Below are 16,893 nucleotides of genomic sequence, written 5' to 3'. Positions count from 1 at the left end.
GCCGCGCGCCATCAGTGCGAGAGCAGCACCGGAATGGTCGAGCCATGCAGCAGGCTGCGGGTCACGCCGCCCAGCACCATCTCTCGCATGCGGCCATGGCCGTAGCCGCCCACCACCAGCAGCTCCGCGCCGAGATCGGCCGCAGCACTCAGCAGCACGTCCTCGACCTGCAGGTCGCCGCCGGCCATGGTGGTGGCGGCGGAGACGGTGGCCCCGTGCCGGGCCAGGTGGCGCGCGATGTCCTCGGTCTGCACCTGACAGCTTGCCTGCTCCTCCGCCCGGGCGAACACCGAGAGAACCTGCACCGCCTCCGCCGCCTGGATCAGCGGCAGGGCATCCCCGACCGCGCGCGCAGCCTCACGCCGCCCGTTCCAGCCCACCAGCACGCGCCGGGCCGTGAAATCGCGCGGCGGGCTCGGCGGCAGCAGCAGCACAGGCCGGCCCGCATCGAACATGACCTCCTCGGCCAGATCGGCCTCGATGCCGTTCCGGTCGGAGCGGCCGAGGATCGTGACATCGGCGTAGCGGGCGTGCTGCACCAGAACCGAATCCACCATCCCCTCCACGAGGCGCCATTCCGCCGGGATGTCCTCGCGCCGGGTGGCTTTCTCGAACTGGGTGTGGATCTGCTCCGCCCGCTCCTTGGCGGCCTGCTCGGCTTCCTCCAGGACGAGCCGCCATGTGGCCGGGCTGACATAGCCATCAGCGGCAGCCATCATGGGCCAGTCCAGGCTGTAGACGTGCAAGGCGGCCAGGTGCGCGCCGTGGTGCTTCGCCAGCGAGATGGCGGGGTCCAGGATGCGGGGGGCCACCTCCGGGCTCGGCAGATACACGAGAATGTCTTTCAGCGACATCGCTCCGCTCCAGGTTCAGGCAGCCGGCATGCCGCGGGCGGCCTGTGTTGCGACGAGGGTGGTGCCGGCCGGAGGAGCCGCCAGCGGCCGGGAATCTGGAGGATCGTGGAAGGCTGGGGCTGGCTGGCCCGCTGGCGGAAAGCCGGGAGGGGCTCGCCGCGCATCCTTCTCAGGCCGGGACGCCGCTCAGGTCGGCGACCTCGGTCAGCCTCTCGCGCTCGAGGATGTGCAGGGTGTGGTTGTCCTCGATGGCGATCATGCCGGACTTGCGCAGCGCCGTGAGGACGCGGCTGACCGTCTCCGCCGTGAGGCCGAGATAGTCGGCGATGTCGTAGCGCGACATCGGCAGGTCCACCGACGGGCGGCCGGGGCAGCTGCGGGCCGCCAGGTCGAGCAGGAAGTGCGCCACGCGCTCCGTGGCGCTCCGGCAGCCCAGCAGGATCGAGCGGTCCTGCGCCGCCGCCAGCTTCTCCAGCGTGAAGGCCTGCCAGGACTGCGCCGCCAGCGGCTCCTCGTCCATGTAGGCGTCGATGTCCTTGCGTGCGAAGGCGATCAGCACAACCTCGGTTATCGCCTCGGCCGAGAAGCGGTGCTCCTCCACGCCGTCGAGGCCGAAGACCTCGCCCGGCAGGGCGAACTGCGCGATGAAGCGCCGCGCATCCGGCAGCACGCGGCACACGCGCACGGCGCCCGAGACCACCTTGTAGAACTGCCGGATCTTGGAGCCCTCGGCGTAGATCTCGGCGCCGCGCAGCAGCCGGCCTGGCCGGCCGGGGATGGCCCGGTCGCTCCGCTCCGGAGCGACCGTGAAAGGGAAAGGCAAGCGCATGCCGGTCAGCGCAACGCTTTGCATGGATCGACTTCCTTCCGAAACGAGCGAGCGCAGTATCAGCGCCTTATCGTTTCGGTAACATTCCGGAAAATCACGTTCCGTAGAAGCACGTAGCGAAGTTCCGGCAAGTATTCACCTGCCGGCATTAAACTTTCTGGTTCATCCTGATCCGTGTCAGGGCAGGGCTGCCGCCGCAGGCTCAGGTTGCCGCTGGCTGGGCAGGACGCGGCAGGCACGGCGGCGCCCCCGGCTGCACCGACGATGACGGGACAGCATGCAGATGAGCCGGGAACCACCCCGCGAGCAGCCATGCCAGAGCGCAAGCGGGCAGGGCGACCCTCTGGCCGCCAAGCCCGGCCGCGTCCTCGTGCTCAGCGCCGATCCCGCGGCCCGGCGTGCCCTGATGCTGATGCTGGAATCGCACGGCTTCCTGGCCTACCCCTTCGCCAGCCTCGGCGCGCTGCTGCGGGTGGCCGACAGCCTGGGCGCGGAGAGTGCCGGATGGTGCTGCCTGCTGATGGCCGAGCGCCCCCAGGCGGACCGCATCGGCCTGCAGGTGCTGCTGCCGCTGCGGCGCGCCGGAAGGGTCATCCCGGCTGTCATCCTGACATGGCCCGTGGCGGCGCAGGTGGAGCCGCCGGCTGGCCATTCCCTGGTCTGGTATGCCGACCCTCTGGTGCCAGAGGATGTGCTGCGCTCCGTGCGTGCCGCCCTCGGGGACGCCGAGCCGGGCTGAGGCGCTGCGGCGCCGGCGTCACCGCCCATACTGCGCCAGCACGGCCAGGCGCACCGCCTCGGCAAAGCTGCCGACGCCGAGCCGGGCCATCAGCTTTATCCGGTAGACCTCGACGGTTCTCGGGCTGATCCCCAGCTCGAAGCCGATGACCTTGCTGGGCTTGCCTTCCATGGCCAGTTCCAGCACCTCGCGCTCGCGCGGCGACAGCGTGGCCACCCGCTCGGCGGCCCGGGCTATGTCCGTCCTCTGGCTGGCGTTCCTGGGCGGGTCGTCCAGGGTGCCGGGTTCGCCGGGCGGCCCGGCCATGGCGGTGCGGAGGGTGGAGAGCAGCACCTCGTCATCGAAGGGCTTCTCGATGAAATCGGATGCGCCTGCCTTCATCGCCCGCACCGCCGTCGCGATGTCGCCATGGGCGGTCATGACGACCACCGGATGGCGGAAGCCCTGCCTCCTCAGGTCGTGCAGCAGGTCGAGCCCGTCCTTCCCGGGCATGCGGATGTCGGTCAGCACGCATCCCCCTGCCGACCATTCGAGGGATGGCAGGCACTCGAGGAACTCCCCGGCCGAGGCGTAGGTGCGGGCGGGTGTTCCGGCCGCTTCCAGCAGGGTTGCCACGGCCCAGGAGACATCCTCATCGTCGTCGATCACATGCACCATGGGCTGACCTGGGCGAGGGCCGGGTGCTGCCGCCGCTGTCATGGCTTCTCCTCCTGCAGCAGCCTGGCGTCCGATGGCACCAGCAGCGGCAGGGTGAAGCGGAACACCGCGCCCCCGCCGGGGTTCGGCTCGCTCCACAGCCGGCCGTCATGCGCTTCCACGATCGAGCGGCAGATGGACAGGCCAACCCCCATGCCGCCGCGCTTGGTGGTCACGAAAGGCTCGAACAGCCGGGCTTCCACGGCGGGGGAAAGGCCCGGCCCGGTGTCGCGCACCGCGACCTCCAGCATCCCGGCGCCGCGGCGCGTGGCGTTGATCGTCAGCCGGCACGGCTGGCCGCCTGCCTCGCTCATCGCTTCCACCGCGTTGCGGATCAGGTTCAGCACCACCTGCTGGATCTGCACCCGGTCCACCAGAACCGGCGGAAGGTCCTGGTCGAGCTGGATGGAAATCTCCACGCCATGATGGGCGACGCCCAGCAGCGCCAGCTCCCTGGCCTCGCCGATGATATCGGGCAGCAGGACGGGTTCCCTCTCGACTTCGCCCTTCATCACGAAGTCGCGCAGCCTCTGCACGATCTGCCCGGCGCGGAGCGACTGGCTGGCGGCGCGCTGCAAGGCTTCCAGCACGCGCGGCGGCAGCATCGCATGGCCGGGCGAGGCTTCCAGCAGGCGCAGCGCGGCCCTGGTGGAACTGGCGATCGCGGTCAGCGGCTGGTTGAGCTCATGCGCCAGGGCGGAGGCCATCTCGCCCGCCACGCTGAGGCGGGAGACGTGCAGCAGCTCCGTCTGCAGGTCGTTCAGGCGCCGCTGCGCTGCCTCGTCCTGGCTCAGGTCGCGGAGGAAGCCCGTGAACAGGTGGCCTTCCTTGGTCCTGACCTCGCCGACCGTCAATTCCATCGGGAACACCGAGCCATCGCGGCGCTGGCCATGCACCCGCCGGCCGATGCCGATGATGCGGCGCTCCCCCGTCCGCAGGTAGTGCGACAAGTAGCCGGCGTGCCGCGACCGGTCGGGCTCCGGCATGAGAACCGACACCTCCTGGCCCAGGACCTCCACCGCCTGCCACCCGAACAGGTGCTCCGCCGTGGCGCTGAAGGACACGATGCGGCCGCTCTCGTCGATCACCACCATCGCATCCGGTACCGTGGCCAGGATGGAGCGGAGCTGGCCCTCGCTTTCCTCCAGCGCCCAGCGGATGCGGCTCAGCTCCGTGACGTTGGTCCAGGAGGCATAGACCAGGTTCTCGCCGTCGATCTCCACCGGCTCGACGCGCACCAGCATGTCAAGCCTGTCGCCCGCGCGGTTGCGGAAGCGTGTCCTGACCTCGTCGCCCTTCGCCCCGAGCTGCGTGGCCGCGATGGCCAGGCTGCGCCCGGCGGTGCCGGCCATCTCCAGATCCGCGATCCGCAACGTGGTGAATTCCGCCATGCTGTAGCCGAGTTCGAGGCAGGCACGCTGGTTGGCCCGCAGCACGCGCAATGAGCCGGGCTCCAGCAGGGCGATGCTGACCGGCGCGGCATCCAGCAGCGCGCGCGAACGCCGCTCCGCCTTGCGCAACTCCTCATCCGCGCGCAGCCGCCGGCGCACAACCGCGACATGCTGCGCGATGGTGGCCAGGAACGCGACGTCCTCCTCCTGGAAGCGCTCCCGCGCGTGGCTGGCGAAGGCGAGCGCGCCCAGAACATCCTCCCCGGCCAGCAGCGGAAAGCAGACATAGGCCTGGATGCCTGGCGGAGCGGCGGCCTGTTCCTGCGCCGCCGCCGGATCCGGCTGCGCCGTCCAATGCACCGGCGCGCGGCTCCGCGCCACGGCATCGCAGATCGCCGGGCCGGAGGGCAGGAGGCTGAAGGCCGCGACCTGGCCGGGATCCGGGCCGATGCCCGCCGCCAGCCGCCACGCCTGGGCTTCCGGCAGGTAGCTGAACACCGCATCCACGCCCAGATCCGCCGAGAGCGTGGCGAAGAGCCCCCGCAGAACCTGCTCCGGATCGCCTGCGCCCAGCAGGTTCGCCGCCGCTTCGGACAACAGCGCCAGGCGGCGCGACCGCTCGCGCAGCGCGGTCTCGGCGCGCCGCTGCGGCGTGACGTCGACCACCGATTCCATCACCACGAGCGGCACCCCGTCGCTGCCGCGGCGCAGCGTCTTGCGCACGGCGATGCTGCGCGCTTCCCCGCTCCGCGTGTGCTGCACCAGCTCGCCCGACCACTCGCCCGATGCCAGCAGGGCCTGCTGGATCTGCGACACCGGAACGGGAAACACCGTGCGCAGAAGCTCGTGCAGCGGGTAGCCGACCGCTTCCGACGCCCTCCAGCCGAAGATCCGCTCGCAGCCGGCCGACCAGTAGGCGACCACGCCCTCCGGCGTGCGCGACATGAAGGCGCCGAGATCCAGCGTCTCCAGTGTGAGGCGAAGGTTTCTTTCGCTCTCCCGCAGGCTCTGCCGCGCCTTTTCTTCCGCCGTGCAGTCCCGGACGATGAGGACCTGCATCCTCTGGCGCCGGTAGGCAACCGGCGAGCCCTGGAACTCGGCCGGGAAGGTCGATCCATCGGCCCGCAGCCCCCGGCCGCGGTGAGGCCTGCCATCGCCGCAGGAGGCGCTGCGCGGTGCATCCTCGCGGAATTCGGGCGCCACGAAGTCCAGGGTCTCGCGGCCGATCACCTCCTGCAGCGAGGCATAGCCGAACATGCGCCAGAACGCCGCGTTCGCGTCCACGATGCGGCCGAGGTGGTGGATGGCAACGCCCTCGCGCGTCGCGTCGGAGAGGGTGCGGTAGCGCTCCTCGCTCTCCCCCAGGGCGATCTTCGCCTTGCGCTGCAGCAGGTGATCCGGCATCCCGGCCGTGCCGGACCGGCCGCCGCGCCGGAAGGCCCGCCCCAGCAGCGTGCCCAAGGCGGCCAGGCCCGGAACACGCGGGGCCGTGCGCCCGGCAGTGCCGCGATCCTGCGTGGCGGGGCCAGGAGAGCGCGCCGGCGCAGGGGCCGCCGGACCAGCCCGAGGCCCGCCGCGCATCCATGCTCCCAGGCGGCCTGAAAATATCATGGTGCTGCGCCCGTTGCTGCGTCTCCGGTAAGCACGTGCCGATCATCTTCAGCACCTTGCAGGCATGCTGTCCACAAAGGCGTGCCCTCCGCGCCGGGCCGCAGAAACCGAGATCCGGGACTCCGTCCCGGAGGTGATCCAGATCAGTGCCGTTGCAGCGCGCGGCGCGGCAGCCTGCGGTGCCACCAATGGGGTGGCACCATGTGACAGGAGCAGGTCATGCCCCCCGATGATCAGGTTACCTCCGCGGGCCCCGATGCCAAGGCTCCTCCCTTCGGGTGGAGCGATGGTGCGGCCTGGCCGGATGCCATGCTGAACGTCCCATGGCAGACGTCCTACCGGACGATGCTGGAAGCGCAGAAGATCATGGGCGAAGCGTTCATTCGCGAGCTCGACGTGCTGGGCGCGGCGCAGACCGGCTACGGCAAGGGGCTGGAGGATATGCTGTCCTGCCGGCGTCCCCAGGATCTGCCGGCGGCCTATGCCTCGTTGATGACGGTGCTGCTCGAAGCCATGGCGCGCCATGCCGAGGTCAGCGCCGCCTATGCCAGCCGCCTCCGGCAGTGCTGCGGCACTCTGGCCGAGACAAGGGCGCGCAACTAGGCCCTGTCCTGGCCGCCCTCGGCGCCGCGTTCTTCGCGTGGAATCCTGGCATCTGCGCCGCCCTGTGAGCGGTCCGGTTGTGAGTTCTGGCTGAACCGCAACCGAGAATGCCTCACTGCTGCCCTTGCCGCACCAGCCAGCCAACCGAACCGGGCATGAGGGATGACGAACGGGCGCTGCCCCCCTGCGCGGCCGTCTCTCCGGCAGGCCGTGATGCGGGGGGCAGTGCCATGCCCGTGCTCCGCCAGGCCGACCCTCGCCTCCGTGGTGCCGGGCGCCTGTTCCGGTACCGATCCGGACCGAGGGAGCATCCTGATCTGTCGCAGTGTTCGAGCGGCGCGCACGGTGCAGCGTGCCGTCGCTGTTCCGGAAACGACGATGAGCGCTTCATCCAGGCCTGCCTCTCCGCCTTCCCCGGCCGGTGCGGCGTGGGCGACGGCGTGCGGCGCGGCACGGGCGGCCACGGCCGGATCACCGGCCGGGCGGGCCGGGAACACCTGTTTCCAGGAAAGCGGCTTTTCAGCCGGCACAACAGGAGATGACCTCATGGACAAGAATGAGCGACCAGAGACCTCGCATGAGCGGATCCTTCGCAGCCCGAACTTCCAGGCGCTCGTGCGTCAACGCTCGGGCTTGGCCTGGATCCTCTCGGCGCTCATGCTCGGGCTCTACTTCGGCTTCATCGTTCTTGTCGCCTTCGCCAAGGAGCTGATGGCGGTGCGGATCGGCGGCAGCGTCGTGACCCTTGGCATCCTCCTCGGCCTGGGCGTCATCGTCGCGGCCTTCGTGCTGACGGGCATCTACGTCGTCCGTGCGAACAGCCGGTTCGACGAGCTGACCCGCAGCCTGCAGGACGAGGTGCTGTCATGATGCCCCGCAGGATGCTTCCGCCCCTCCTGGCGGCCCTCCTCCTCTGTGCCGCCCCGGCAGCGGCATGGGCGCAGGGCGCGGCGGCTGCGGCCGGCCGTGGGTTGAACTGGCCCGCCATCGTCATGTTCTCCATCTTCGTGCTCTCGACGCTCGGGATCACCTATCGGGCCGCCAGGCAGACCAGGTCGGCGGCGGATTTCTACGCGGCCGGCGGCGGCATCACCGGATTCCAGAACGGCCTCGCGATCGCGGGCGACTACATGTCCGCCGCCTCCTTCCTCGGCATCTCCGGCCTTGTCTTCGCGAGCGGCTTCGACGGGCTGATCTACTCGATCGGCTTCCTGGCCGGCTGGCCGATCATCATGTTCCTGATAGCCGAGCGGCTGCGCAACCTGGGCAGCTTCACCTTCTCCGACGTGGCGTCCTTCCGGCTCGAACAGACGCCCATCCGCATCCTCTCGGCGACCGGGACGATCGTCGTCGTCGCCTTCTACCTGATCGCCCAGATGGTGGGCGCCGGAAAGCTGATCGAGCTGCTCTTCGGCATGAAGTACCTCTACGCCGTCTTCATCGTCGGCATCCTGATGATCGTCTATGTCGCCTTCGGAGGGATGAAGGCCACGACCTGGGTCCAGATCATCAAGGCCTGCCTGCTGCTGGGCGGCGCGACCTTCATGGCCCTGGCCGTGCTGTGGCGCTACGGCTTCAGCCCGGCGGCAATGTTCGCCGATGCGGTCGCCATGCATCCGCGGCAGCAATCCATCATGGCGCCGGGCAACTTCGTGGCGGACCCGGTCTCGACCTTGTCGCTCGGCCTCGCGCTGATGTTCGGCACGGCAGGGCTGCCGCACATCCTCATGCGCTTCTTCACCGTGTCAGACGCCCAGGCGGCGCGCAAGTCGGTGTTCTACGCGACCGGTCTGATCGGCTACTTCTACATCCTGACATTCATCATCGGATTCGGCGCCATCACCTTCCTGATGAACGATGCGGCCTATTTCCGGACCGGGCCCGGCGGCGGCTACAACCGCATCACCGACCTCATCGGCGGCACCAACATGGCGGCCATCCATCTGGCGGATGCCGTTGGCGGCTCGCTCTTCATGGGGTTCATCTCCGCCGTCGCCTTCGCCACCATCCTCGCGGTGGTGGCGGGCCTGACGCTCGCCGGCGCATCGGCCGTGAGCCACGATCTCTACGCCTCCGTCATCGCCCGCGGCCGGGCCAATGAGCAGCGGGAGGTCCGGATCTCGAAGGGGACAGCGATCGTGATCGGCCTGGTCGCGATCTTCCTCGGCTACGTCTTCGAGAACCAGAACGTGGCGTTCATGGTGGGGCTGGCCTTCTCGGTTGCCGCCAGCTGCAACTTCCCCGTCCTGCTCATGTCCATCTTCTGGCGCGGGACCACCACCCAGGGCGCCTTCATCGGCGGCTTCCTCGGGCTGATCAGCGCGGTCCTGATGGTCGTGTTCAGCCGCGCCGTGTGGGTGAACACCTTCGGCTACGCCGCGCCGCTTTTCCCCTACGACAACCCGGCGCTGTTCTCCATGGCCATCGCCTTCGCCGGGATCTGGCTGTTTTCCAAGATGGACAGCGGCGAGCGGGCCCGGCGGGAGCAGGCCGCGTTCAACATGCAGTATGTGCGGTCGGAGACCGGGCTCGGAGCGGCAGGCGCCAGCGTGCATTGACGCCAACCCGGCGCCGCCGTCCGCCGGAACACAGCCCAGGCCACAGGCGGCCCGGGCCCTGGGAATGCAGCAGCGGGGGAGCAATGCAGGTGGCCGAGAGCTTCGATGCCGGCAATCCGCCCTTCGACCGCCTGACCCAGCAGGAGGTCGAGGACATCAGGGCGGGCGCCGATATCGGCTATTTCGCGCCGGGTGATGTCATCGTGGCCGCGGGCAAGCCATCCGGGCAGCTCCACGTCATCATCAAGGGCGTGGTGGAGGTTCGGCAGGACGGTGCCATGACAGCCCTCCTGCGCGCGGGCGACAGTTTCGACTCGCGCGCCCTGGTGCATGGCGCGGCCGGGGAGGACTTCATCGCCGCGGAAGAGACGCTGTGCCATCTGGTCCCCCGCCCTGCCGTCACGAGGCTGGTCAGCCGCAATGCGGGCTTCGCCGCCTTCTTCTATGCTGAGGTCTCGCGCAAGCTCGATGCTCTGGCCGGGGCGCGCCGGCCGGATGGATTCGAATCTGTGCTGCGCGCGCGCGTGCGCGACGCCCAGCGCGGGGATTCGAACGTCATCGACGGCGGCGAGACGATCGAGGCAGCAGGCCACCGCATGAGGAGGGTCAATGCGAACGCCCTCTTCGTCCGCGATGGGGACCGCACCGGGGTCGTGACGGGCATGAACCTCTCGAAGGCGGTCGTCCTGCGGCGCCTGCCGCTCGAAACCCCCGTCCGCGATGTCACGCATTTCGATGTCGTCTCCATAGAGGCCGGGGATTTCCTTTACGAGGCCATCCTGCTGATGACACGGCACGACAAGCGGCGCCTCGCGGTGCGGCGGGAAGGCCGCTATGTCGGCTTTCTCGAGGACATCGATATCCTGGGCCTGGTCGCCGGCAACTCGCAGCTGATCCCGGGCCGGATTGACCGCGCCCGCGGCGTGGAGGACCTCACGGTGGCCGCGCGCGACATCCAGGCGCAGGTCCTGCGGCTGCACGGGCAAGGCGTGCGGATCGAGGCGATCGCCGAGATCACCTCCGACCTCAACCGCCGGCTGCTCGCGCGCCTCTTCGAACTGGTCGCCCCGCCATCGGTGCAGAGCGGGGGATGCCTGCTGCTGATGGGTTCCGAAGGCCGTGGCGAGCAGACCCTCCGGACGGACCAGGATAACGGCCTTCTCCTGGCAACGCCGGTGCCGGAGCCGGATCTGGCCGCGTTCCGGGAGGCCTTCACCCGGGCGCTGGACGATTTCGGCTTCCCGCGCTGCCCGGGTGGGGTGATGGTCCGCAACCCCTTGTGGTCGCAGACCCTCGACGGCTTCCAGCGCCAGCTCAGGGGCTGGATTGTGGACCGCAGCCCCGAGGCGGCGATGAACCTGGCCATCTTCTGGGACGCGGCCGCCGTATCCGGCCGCGGCGAGCTGCTCGAGCAGGCGCGGATGACCCTGTTGACCGCCCTGCGAGGGGAGGGGGCCCTGCTCGCCCATTTCGCCCAGCTGGTGGACACCTTCGCGGAGCCGCAGGTCGGGCTGCTCGGCTCGCTTCTCGCCTCGGTCGGCATGAATTCCGACGAGGTCGATATCAAGCGCGCCGGCATCTTCCCGCTGGTTCACGGCGTGCGCACCCTGGCCATCGGCCGCGGCATCGCCGCCCAGCCCACGGCACTCCGGATCGCGGCGCTGGTCGAGGCAGGGGCGCTGGATGCGGCTCTGGGGCGTGAGCTGGTGGGGGCGCTCCGGGTTTTCATGGAGTTCCGGCTGCGCGCCCAGCTCGAGGCCGCGCGGCGCGGCACGCCGGGGCCCGATGCGGCCGTGCGGCTGGGCCTGCTGACCAGCGCCGACCGCGACATCCTGCGCGACGCCCTGCGGATCGTGCGGCAGTTCCGCGAGGTGATCCGCAGCCACTACAATCTGCGAGGCCATTGAGGATGCGGAGAGCCGGGCCGTGAGCATCCTGCAGGCCGTGCGGCGGCGCTGGTTGCGGGCACGGCTCGCCGACCCGGCCTATGGCTTCCTGTTCGATCCCTGGCCGGAGGACGAGGTGGTCTCGCTCGACCTGGAGACGACCGGGCTGGATATCCGGCGCGACGAGATTGTCGCGCTGGCGGCGATACGGCTCCGCGGCAACCGCATCCTGCTGAGCGAACGGTTCGAGGCCGTGGTGCGGCCGGCGGTGATGCCGCCGCCCGCCGCGATCAAGGTGCACAGGCTGCGCCACCAGGACATCAGCACGGGCCCGGGCATGCAGGACCTGCTGCCGGACCTGCTGCGCTTCATCGGCAGCCGGCCGCTCCTCGGCTACTACATCGATTTCGACGCCGGCATGCTCGACCGGTATGTGCGGGACCGGCTCCGCACCAGCCTGCCGAACCGCCGGATCGAGGTCTCCCGTCTCTACCACGACCGCAAATATGGTGGCGCGCCGCCGGGCACGGTGCTGGACCTCCGCTTCGCCACGATCCTCCGGGACCTCGGCATTCCCAACCTCGGATTGCACGACGCGGGGACCGACGCGCTCATGGCCGCGATGATGTACCTCCAGCTGCGCGACCTCCAGCGCCGTGGCGTCCGCCTCCGGCGCGGCCCGCGAAGCGGCATGGGTGAGATGCCGACCGGTGCCTGACCGTGGCGGAGCCGCCCGGCCGTCACGGCCCCGGCCCTGCCCCTCCTGATCGAGGTCAGGGCGGCGCCCTGCGGCCCGGTGCAGGACGGCGCCCATGATACGTGAGGGCAGGCCATGGCCGGAAGCGGGATGATCCTTTGGTTCGACCAGGTGGGGCTGGGTGATACCGCCAGGGTCGGCGGCAAGAACGCCTCGCTCGGTGAGCTGTACGGGCGGCTGACGCCGGCCGGGCTGCGCGTGCCGAACGGCTTCTGCGTCACCGCCGATGCCTACCGCGCCGCCCTGGATGCGGCCTCTGCCTGGCCCGCGCTGCACCGCGCGCTGGACGGGCTGGATGTCACGGATATCCCCGCCCTGGCCCGCCGTGCCGCCGAGGCGCGCCGCATCGTCTACGAGGCCACCGGCCACGCGCCGCTGCGGGCCGCGATCATCGGCGCCTATCGCCGCCTGCGGCAGGAATCCGGTGCCGAGCCGGCCCTGGCCGTGCGTAGCTCCGCCACGGCGGAGGATCTGCCGGATGCCAGCTTCGCCGGCCAGCACGAGAGCTTCCTGAACATCCGCGGAGAGGAAGCGCTGGTGGAGGCCTGCCGCCGCTGCTGCGCCTCGCTCTTCACCGACCGCGCGGTGGTCTACCGCGCCAACAACGGCTTCGACCATTTCAAGGTCGCGCTCTCCGTCGGCGTGATGCGGATGGTCCGCGCGGATCTCGCCGCCAGCGGCGTGATCTTCACGCTCGACACGGAATCCGGCTTCCGCGACGTGGTCTATGTCACCGGCTCCTACGGGCTTGGCGAGAACGTCGTGCAGGGCAAGGTGGACCCCGACGAGTTCCATGTGCACAAGCCGACCTTCCGCACCGGCTACAGGGCCGTGCTGCGGCGCGCGCTCGGGCGCAAGCAGACCCGGCTGGTCTATGCCGGGCCCGGCGCGGCGGAGCCGACGATCGACCTGCCGACGCCGGAGGCGGAACGGGACCGCTTCTGCATCAGCGACGAGGAGGTGCTCTCCCTGGCCGAGGCGGCCCTGATCATCGAGGCGCATTACTCGGCCGCCGCCGGCCATCCCGTGCCGATGGACATCGAATGGGCCAAGGACGGCCTGGACGGCCAGCTCTACATCCTGCAGGCGCGGCCGGAGACGGTGGCCTCGCGCCGCGGGGCGCAGGCCGTGGAGAGCTTCAGCCTCACCGGCACGGCCCCGGTCCTGGTGACCGGCAAGGCGGTGGGCGAGCGCATCGCCACGGGCCGGGTGCGCCGGGTGGGCGGCGCGGCGGATCTCGCTGCCTTCCGGCCGGGCGAGGTGCTGGTGGCCGAGGCGACCAGCCCGGACTGGGAGCCGGTGATGAAGACGGCGGCCGCCATCGTCACGGAGCGCGGCGGCCGCACCTGCCATGCGGCGATCGTGGCGCGCGAGCTGGGCGTGCCGGCCGTGGTCGGCGCGGCGGGAGCGCTCGGCGCCCTGGCCGATGGCGCCGAGGTGACGGTGTGCTGCGCCAGGGGCGAGGCCGGCGAGGTGTTGCAGGGTGCCGTGCCCTTCGTGGTGAGCCGCATCGCCGCCGATGTCGCCGTCCTGCCGCGCACGAAGATCATGCTGAACCTGGCCAACCCGGCGCTGGCCTTCCGCTCGGCCATGCTGCCCAGCGCCGGCGTCGGGCTCGCGCGCATGGAGTTCATCGTCAGCGAGCAGATCGGCGTGCACCCGATGGCCTGCGTGCAGCCGGACAGGGTCGCCTCCCTGCCCGAGCGGCAGGCCATCGCGCGGCTGGCGCGGCACCACGCCTCGGCCGAGGCGTTCTTCGTGCAGACCCTGGCCGAGGGCGTCGGCACCATCGCCGCCGCCTTCCACCCCCGGCCGGTGATCCTGCGGCTGTCGGACTTCAAGACCAACGAATACGGCCGGCTCCTCGGCGGCAGCGGCTTCGAGCCGGCGGAGGAGAACCCGATGCTGGGCTTCCGCGGAGCCGCCCGCTACGCCCACCCGGCCTATGCGCCGGGCTTCGCCCTGGAGTGCCGCGCCATCCGCCAGGTGCGGGAGCGGATGGGGCTGGCCAATCTGCGGGTCATGGTGCCCTTCTGCCGCCGGCTGGAGGAGGCGGAGCGCGTGCTGGCCGAGATGGCGCGGCACGGGCTGAAGCGCGGCGAGGCGGGGCTGGAAGTGTACATGATGTGCGAGATCCCGAACAACGTGATCCTGATCGACCGCTTCGCGGCGTTGTTCGACGGCTTCTCGATCGGTTCCAACGACCTGACGCAGCTGACGCTCGGCGTGGACCGCGATTCGGCCACCGTGGCCTTCGACTTCGACGAGCGCGACCCGGGGGTGCTGGAGATGCTGCGCCAGGCCGTGAGCGGTGCGCGGCGCAACCGCCGCCATGTCGGCATCTGCGGCGAGGCCCCGGCCAACTACCCGGAGATCGCCGCCTATCTCGTCGCGCTGGGCATCGAGGCCATCAGCGTCACGCCCGCCAGCCTGCTGCGGACCATCGCCGTGGTGCGGGAGGCCGAGCAGCGCCAGGAGGCATCTGGCGCGCAGGAGCCCGTGCTGGCAGGCTGACTGATCCGGCGGCGTGGCCTGCCCTGATCCGCGTCAGGGCCGGGGGGGGCGCCCGGTTTGCCATGCACGGCCAAGGACAGGGCGATGGGACGGCAGGGACGGCAGCATCTCCGGCTGGGCTGGGCATTGCTGGGCCTGGCTGCCGGAACGGTGCTCTGGATGCGCGGCGCCGGTGTGGCCGCTGGCTGGGTCTGGAGCGCCGCGGCGCTGCCGGTGGCCCTGCATGTGGCGGCCGGCCTGTGGCGCAGCCTGCGCGGCGGCCGGCCGGGCGTGGACGTGATCGCCCTGGCCGCCGTGCTGGCCGCGGTGGCAACGGGGGAGGCGGCCACGGCGGCGGTGATCGCCGTGATGGTGGCGGGCGGCGAGGCGCTGGAGGCCTGGGCCGGCGCACGCGCGGGCTCGGCGCTGGCGGACCTGCTGGCCCGCACGCCACGCCGGGCGCAGCGGCTGGAAGGCGAGCGGCTGGAGGACATCCCCGTCGCCGCCATCCGGCCCGGCGACCTGCTGCTGGTGCGCCCCGGCGACACCGTGCCGGCCGACGGCCTGCTGGCGGATGGCGCCGCGACGCTGGACCTGCGCGCCCTGACCGGCGAATCCCTGCCCGTCGCGCTGGCGCGGGGCGCGGCGGTGCAGAGCGGGGCGGTCAATGCCGGCCCGGCCTTCCGCCTGCGCGCCAGCCACGACGCCGCCGGCAGCACCTATGCCGCCATCATCCGCCTGACTGAGGCCGCGACGGCCAGCCGGGCGCCGCTGACGCGGCTTGCGGACCGCTGGGCCGTGGCCTTCGTCCTGTTGACGGCGCTGGTGGCCGGCGGCGCCTGGCTGGCCACCGGCGACCCGCTGCGCGCCCTGGCGGTGCTGGTGGTGGCCACGCCCTGCCCGCTGATCCTGGCCGCGCCGGTGGCCCTGATGGCCGGCATCGGCCGCGCGGCGCGGCGCGGCATCATCGTCAAGGATGCCGGCGCGCTGGAGCAGCTGGCCGGGGTCCGCACGGTGGTGTTCGACAAGACCGGCACGCTGACGCCGGGCCGCCCGGCCCTGGCGACCGTGGATGCCGAGCCGGCGCTGGGCCGCGCCGGCGCGCTGCGGCTGGCGGCCTCTCTGGCCCAGGGATCGGCCCACCCGGTTTCCACCGCCCTGCGGGACGCGGCGCTGGAGCAGGGCATGGCGCTGGCGCCGCCGGAGGCGGTGCGGGAGACGTCGGGCGGCGGCCTGCGCGGGGTGGTGGAGGGCAGGACGGTGCTGCTCGGCGGCGAGGCCTATCTGCGCGACGCCGGCCTGGCGCCGGCGCCGGGCTTCGGGCCGGATGCCGCCCTGGCGGGGCTGGGCGGCCTGGTCGCCTGGCTCGGCGTGGATGGCCAGGTGGCGGCCGCCTTCGTGCTGAGCGACACGCCGCGGCCCGAGGCGGCGCGCGCCGTGCGGCAGCTCCGCGCCCTGGGGCTGCGCCGGCTGGTGCTGTTGTCCGGCGACCGGCAGGCGGCGGCGCTGGCGGTCGGGCGGGCGCTGCGGCTGGACGCGGTGCTGGCCGAGCAGTCGCCCGCCAACAAGATCGAGGCCTTGCGGGCGGAGGCCGCCGCGGCACCGACCGCCATGGTGGGCGACGGCGTGAACGATGCCCCCGCCCTCGCCGCGGCCCAGGTCGGCATCGCCATGGGTGCGGCCGGCACCGCCGCGGCGGCCGAGGCGGCGGGCATCGTGCTGCTGGTGGACCGCGTGGACCGTGTCGCGGAGGCCATCGCCATCGCGCGGCGGTCGCGCGGCATCGCGCTGCGGGCCATCGGCCTGGGCATGGGCGCCTCGGTCGCGGCGATGCTGCCGGCCGCCGCGGGGCTGCTGCCGCCGCTGCAGGGCGCGCTGCTGCAGGAAGGGATCGACGTGCTGGCCATTCTCTTTGCCCTGACGGCGCTGCGGCCGGGGCGGGCGGAGCGCCGGCCGGCGGCGCTGCCCGCCCTGGCCGGGCTGGCGGAGCGCATGGCGGAACACGCCGCCTTGCGTTCCCTGGCCGAGATGATCCGCGCCACGGCGGAGCGGATGCGCGCGGAGCAGGCGGAGCCCGCCACCCTCGCCGCGCTGCTCCGCCAGTTGCAGGAGCAGTTGCTGCCGCACCAGCAGACCGAGGAGCGCATGCTCTACCCGGCCGCGGCGCAGCGCCTGGGCAGCGAGGCGATGACGGCGCTGGTCCGGATGCATGCCGAGATCGAGATCCTGACCGGCCGCATCGCCACGGCGCTGCGGCTGGCGGAGGAGGGGGTTCCCTGGCCGGCGCTGATCCCCTCCCTGCGCCGTACGCTCTTCGCGCTGGAGGCGCTGCTGCAGCTGCACCTGGTGGCCGAGGAGGATGTGCTTGCCGGGCTGGAGGATGACGGGGAGGCGGCGGCGCGCCCGGGCCCTGCCGCCCTGCCCGTGCCGGCCGTGGCGCGCTAGGGCAGACCGCGGCCGGCCTGGCTGGCCTGAC

At 71.5% G+C, this 16,893-nt stretch carries 12 protein-coding genes; 8 read left to right on the top strand and 4 right to left on the bottom strand.

From position 1 onward, the window contains the following. Positions 1-11 precede the first annotated feature (11 nt). A complete protein-coding gene (locus ACZJYS_RS03805; protein ID WP_109518754.1) occupies positions 12-854 on the bottom strand; it encodes a universal stress protein in 843 nt (280 codons plus the stop codon). Positions 855-1,023: 169 nt separating this feature from the next. Then, the gene (locus ACZJYS_RS03800) at positions 1,024-1,707 is read right to left on the bottom strand and encodes a helix-turn-helix domain-containing protein (RefSeq protein ID WP_493175900.1); all 684 of its coding nucleotides are present in this window, start codon (positions 1,705-1,707) and stop codon (positions 1,024-1,026) included. A gap of 259 nt (positions 1,708-1,966) precedes the next feature. Here ACZJYS_RS03800 and ACZJYS_RS03795 point away from each other — a divergent pair, with 259 nt between their 5' ends. After that, on the top strand, positions 1,967-2,422 hold the full coding sequence (locus tag ACZJYS_RS03795; protein ID WP_146201955.1) for a response regulator transcription factor: 456 nt from the start codon (positions 1,967-1,969) through the stop codon (positions 2,420-2,422). An 18-nt stretch (positions 2,423-2,440) separates the two neighbouring features. On the opposite strand, the gene ACZJYS_RS03790 is transcribed toward ACZJYS_RS03795, so the two are convergent. Both ACZJYS_RS03790 and ACZJYS_RS03785 read right to left on the bottom strand, forming a co-directional pair. Next, on the bottom strand, positions 2,441-3,079 hold the full coding sequence (locus tag ACZJYS_RS03790) for a response regulator transcription factor (protein WP_379651737.1): 639 nt from the start codon (positions 3,077-3,079) through the stop codon (positions 2,441-2,443). 38 nt (positions 3,080-3,117) lie between these two features. Then, positions 3,118-5,913, bottom strand: a complete 2,796-nt coding sequence (locus ACZJYS_RS03785; protein ID WP_493175898.1) for a PAS domain S-box protein — start codon at positions 5,911-5,913, stop codon at positions 3,118-3,120. Between the two features lie 426 nt (positions 5,914-6,339). On the opposite strand from ACZJYS_RS03785, the gene ACZJYS_RS03780 reads away from it, so the two are divergent. The 7 genes from ACZJYS_RS03780 to ACZJYS_RS03750 all read left to right on the top strand — a co-directional run bounded on the left by ACZJYS_RS03780 (position 6,340) and on the right by ACZJYS_RS03750 (position 16,862). Beyond that, on the top strand, positions 6,340-6,723 hold the full coding sequence (locus tag ACZJYS_RS03780; protein ID WP_146201956.1) for a hypothetical protein: 384 nt from the start codon (positions 6,340-6,342) through the stop codon (positions 6,721-6,723). Between the two features lie 546 nt (positions 6,724-7,269). Then, positions 7,270-7,593 carry a DUF485 domain-containing protein gene (locus ACZJYS_RS03775; RefSeq protein ID WP_493175897.1) on the top strand — a complete coding sequence of 108 codons (324 nt, stop codon included), beginning with the start codon at positions 7,270-7,272 and terminating at the stop codon, positions 7,591-7,593. Between the two features lie 11 nt (positions 7,594-7,604). Then, a complete protein-coding gene (locus ACZJYS_RS03770) occupies positions 7,605-9,281 on the top strand; it encodes a cation acetate symporter (RefSeq protein ID WP_493175895.1) in 1,677 nt (558 codons plus the stop codon). 89 nt (positions 9,282-9,370) lie between these two features. Further along, complete coding sequence (locus ACZJYS_RS03765; RefSeq protein ID WP_493175893.1) at positions 9,371-11,188, top strand: DUF294 nucleotidyltransferase-like domain-containing protein; 1,818 nt, start codon at positions 9,371-9,373, stop codon at positions 11,186-11,188. 19 nt (positions 11,189-11,207) lie between these two features. Then, positions 11,208-11,885: a 3'-5' exonuclease gene (locus ACZJYS_RS03760; protein WP_493175891.1), complete on the top strand. Its 678-nt coding sequence runs from the start codon at positions 11,208-11,210 to the stop codon at positions 11,883-11,885. 129 nt (positions 11,886-12,014) lie between these two features. Continuing rightward, positions 12,015-14,438: a phosphoenolpyruvate synthase gene (gene ppsA, locus ACZJYS_RS03755; RefSeq protein WP_493175889.1), complete on the top strand. Its 2,424-nt coding sequence runs from the start codon at positions 12,015-12,017 to the stop codon at positions 14,436-14,438. Positions 14,439-14,522: 84 nt separating this feature from the next. Continuing rightward, entirely contained in the window at positions 14,523-16,862 is a 2,340-nt protein-coding gene (locus ACZJYS_RS03750) for a heavy metal translocating P-type ATPase (RefSeq protein ID WP_493175887.1), read from the top strand. Positions 16,863-16,893 lie beyond the last annotated feature (31 nt).

This window comes from Roseomonas sp. TS2 (genome assembly GCF_058833935.1).
Note: the sequence above shows the minus strand (reverse complement) of the source record. Positions and strands in the feature narration are given on the sequence as shown.

What these genes read in the sequence shown, in the direction of transcription:
- ACZJYS_RS03805 (WP_109518754.1), bottom strand. Translation starts at nt 854, where the DNA reads ATGTCGCTGAAAGACATTCTCGTGTATCTGCCGAGCCCGGAGGTGGCC.
- ACZJYS_RS03800 (WP_493175900.1), bottom strand. Translation starts at nt 1,707, where the DNA reads ATGCAAAGCGTTGCGCTGACCGGCATGCGCTTGCCTTTCCCTTTCACG.
- ACZJYS_RS03795 (WP_146201955.1), top strand. Translation starts at nt 1,967, where the DNA reads ATGAGCCGGGAACCACCCCGCGAGCAGCCATGCCAGAGCGCAAGCGGG.
- ACZJYS_RS03790 (WP_379651737.1), bottom strand. Translation starts at nt 3,079, where the DNA reads ATGGTGCATGTGATCGACGACGATGAGGATGTCTCCTGGGCCGTGGCA.
- ACZJYS_RS03785 (WP_493175898.1), bottom strand. Translation starts at nt 5,913, where the DNA reads ATGCCGGATCACCTGCTGCAGCGCAAGGCGAAGATCGCCCTGGGGGAG.
- ACZJYS_RS03780 (WP_146201956.1), top strand. Translation starts at nt 6,340, where the DNA reads ATGCCCCCCGATGATCAGGTTACCTCCGCGGGCCCCGATGCCAAGGCT.
- ACZJYS_RS03775 (WP_493175897.1), top strand. Translation starts at nt 7,270, where the DNA reads ATGGACAAGAATGAGCGACCAGAGACCTCGCATGAGCGGATCCTTCGC.
- ACZJYS_RS03770 (WP_493175895.1), top strand. Translation starts at nt 7,605, where the DNA reads ATGCTTCCGCCCCTCCTGGCGGCCCTCCTCCTCTGTGCCGCCCCGGCA.
- ppsA (WP_493175889.1), top strand. Translation starts at nt 12,015, where the DNA reads ATGATCCTTTGGTTCGACCAGGTGGGGCTGGGTGATACCGCCAGGGTC.
- ACZJYS_RS03750 (WP_493175887.1), top strand. Translation starts at nt 14,523, where the DNA reads ATGGGACGGCAGGGACGGCAGCATCTCCGGCTGGGCTGGGCATTGCTG.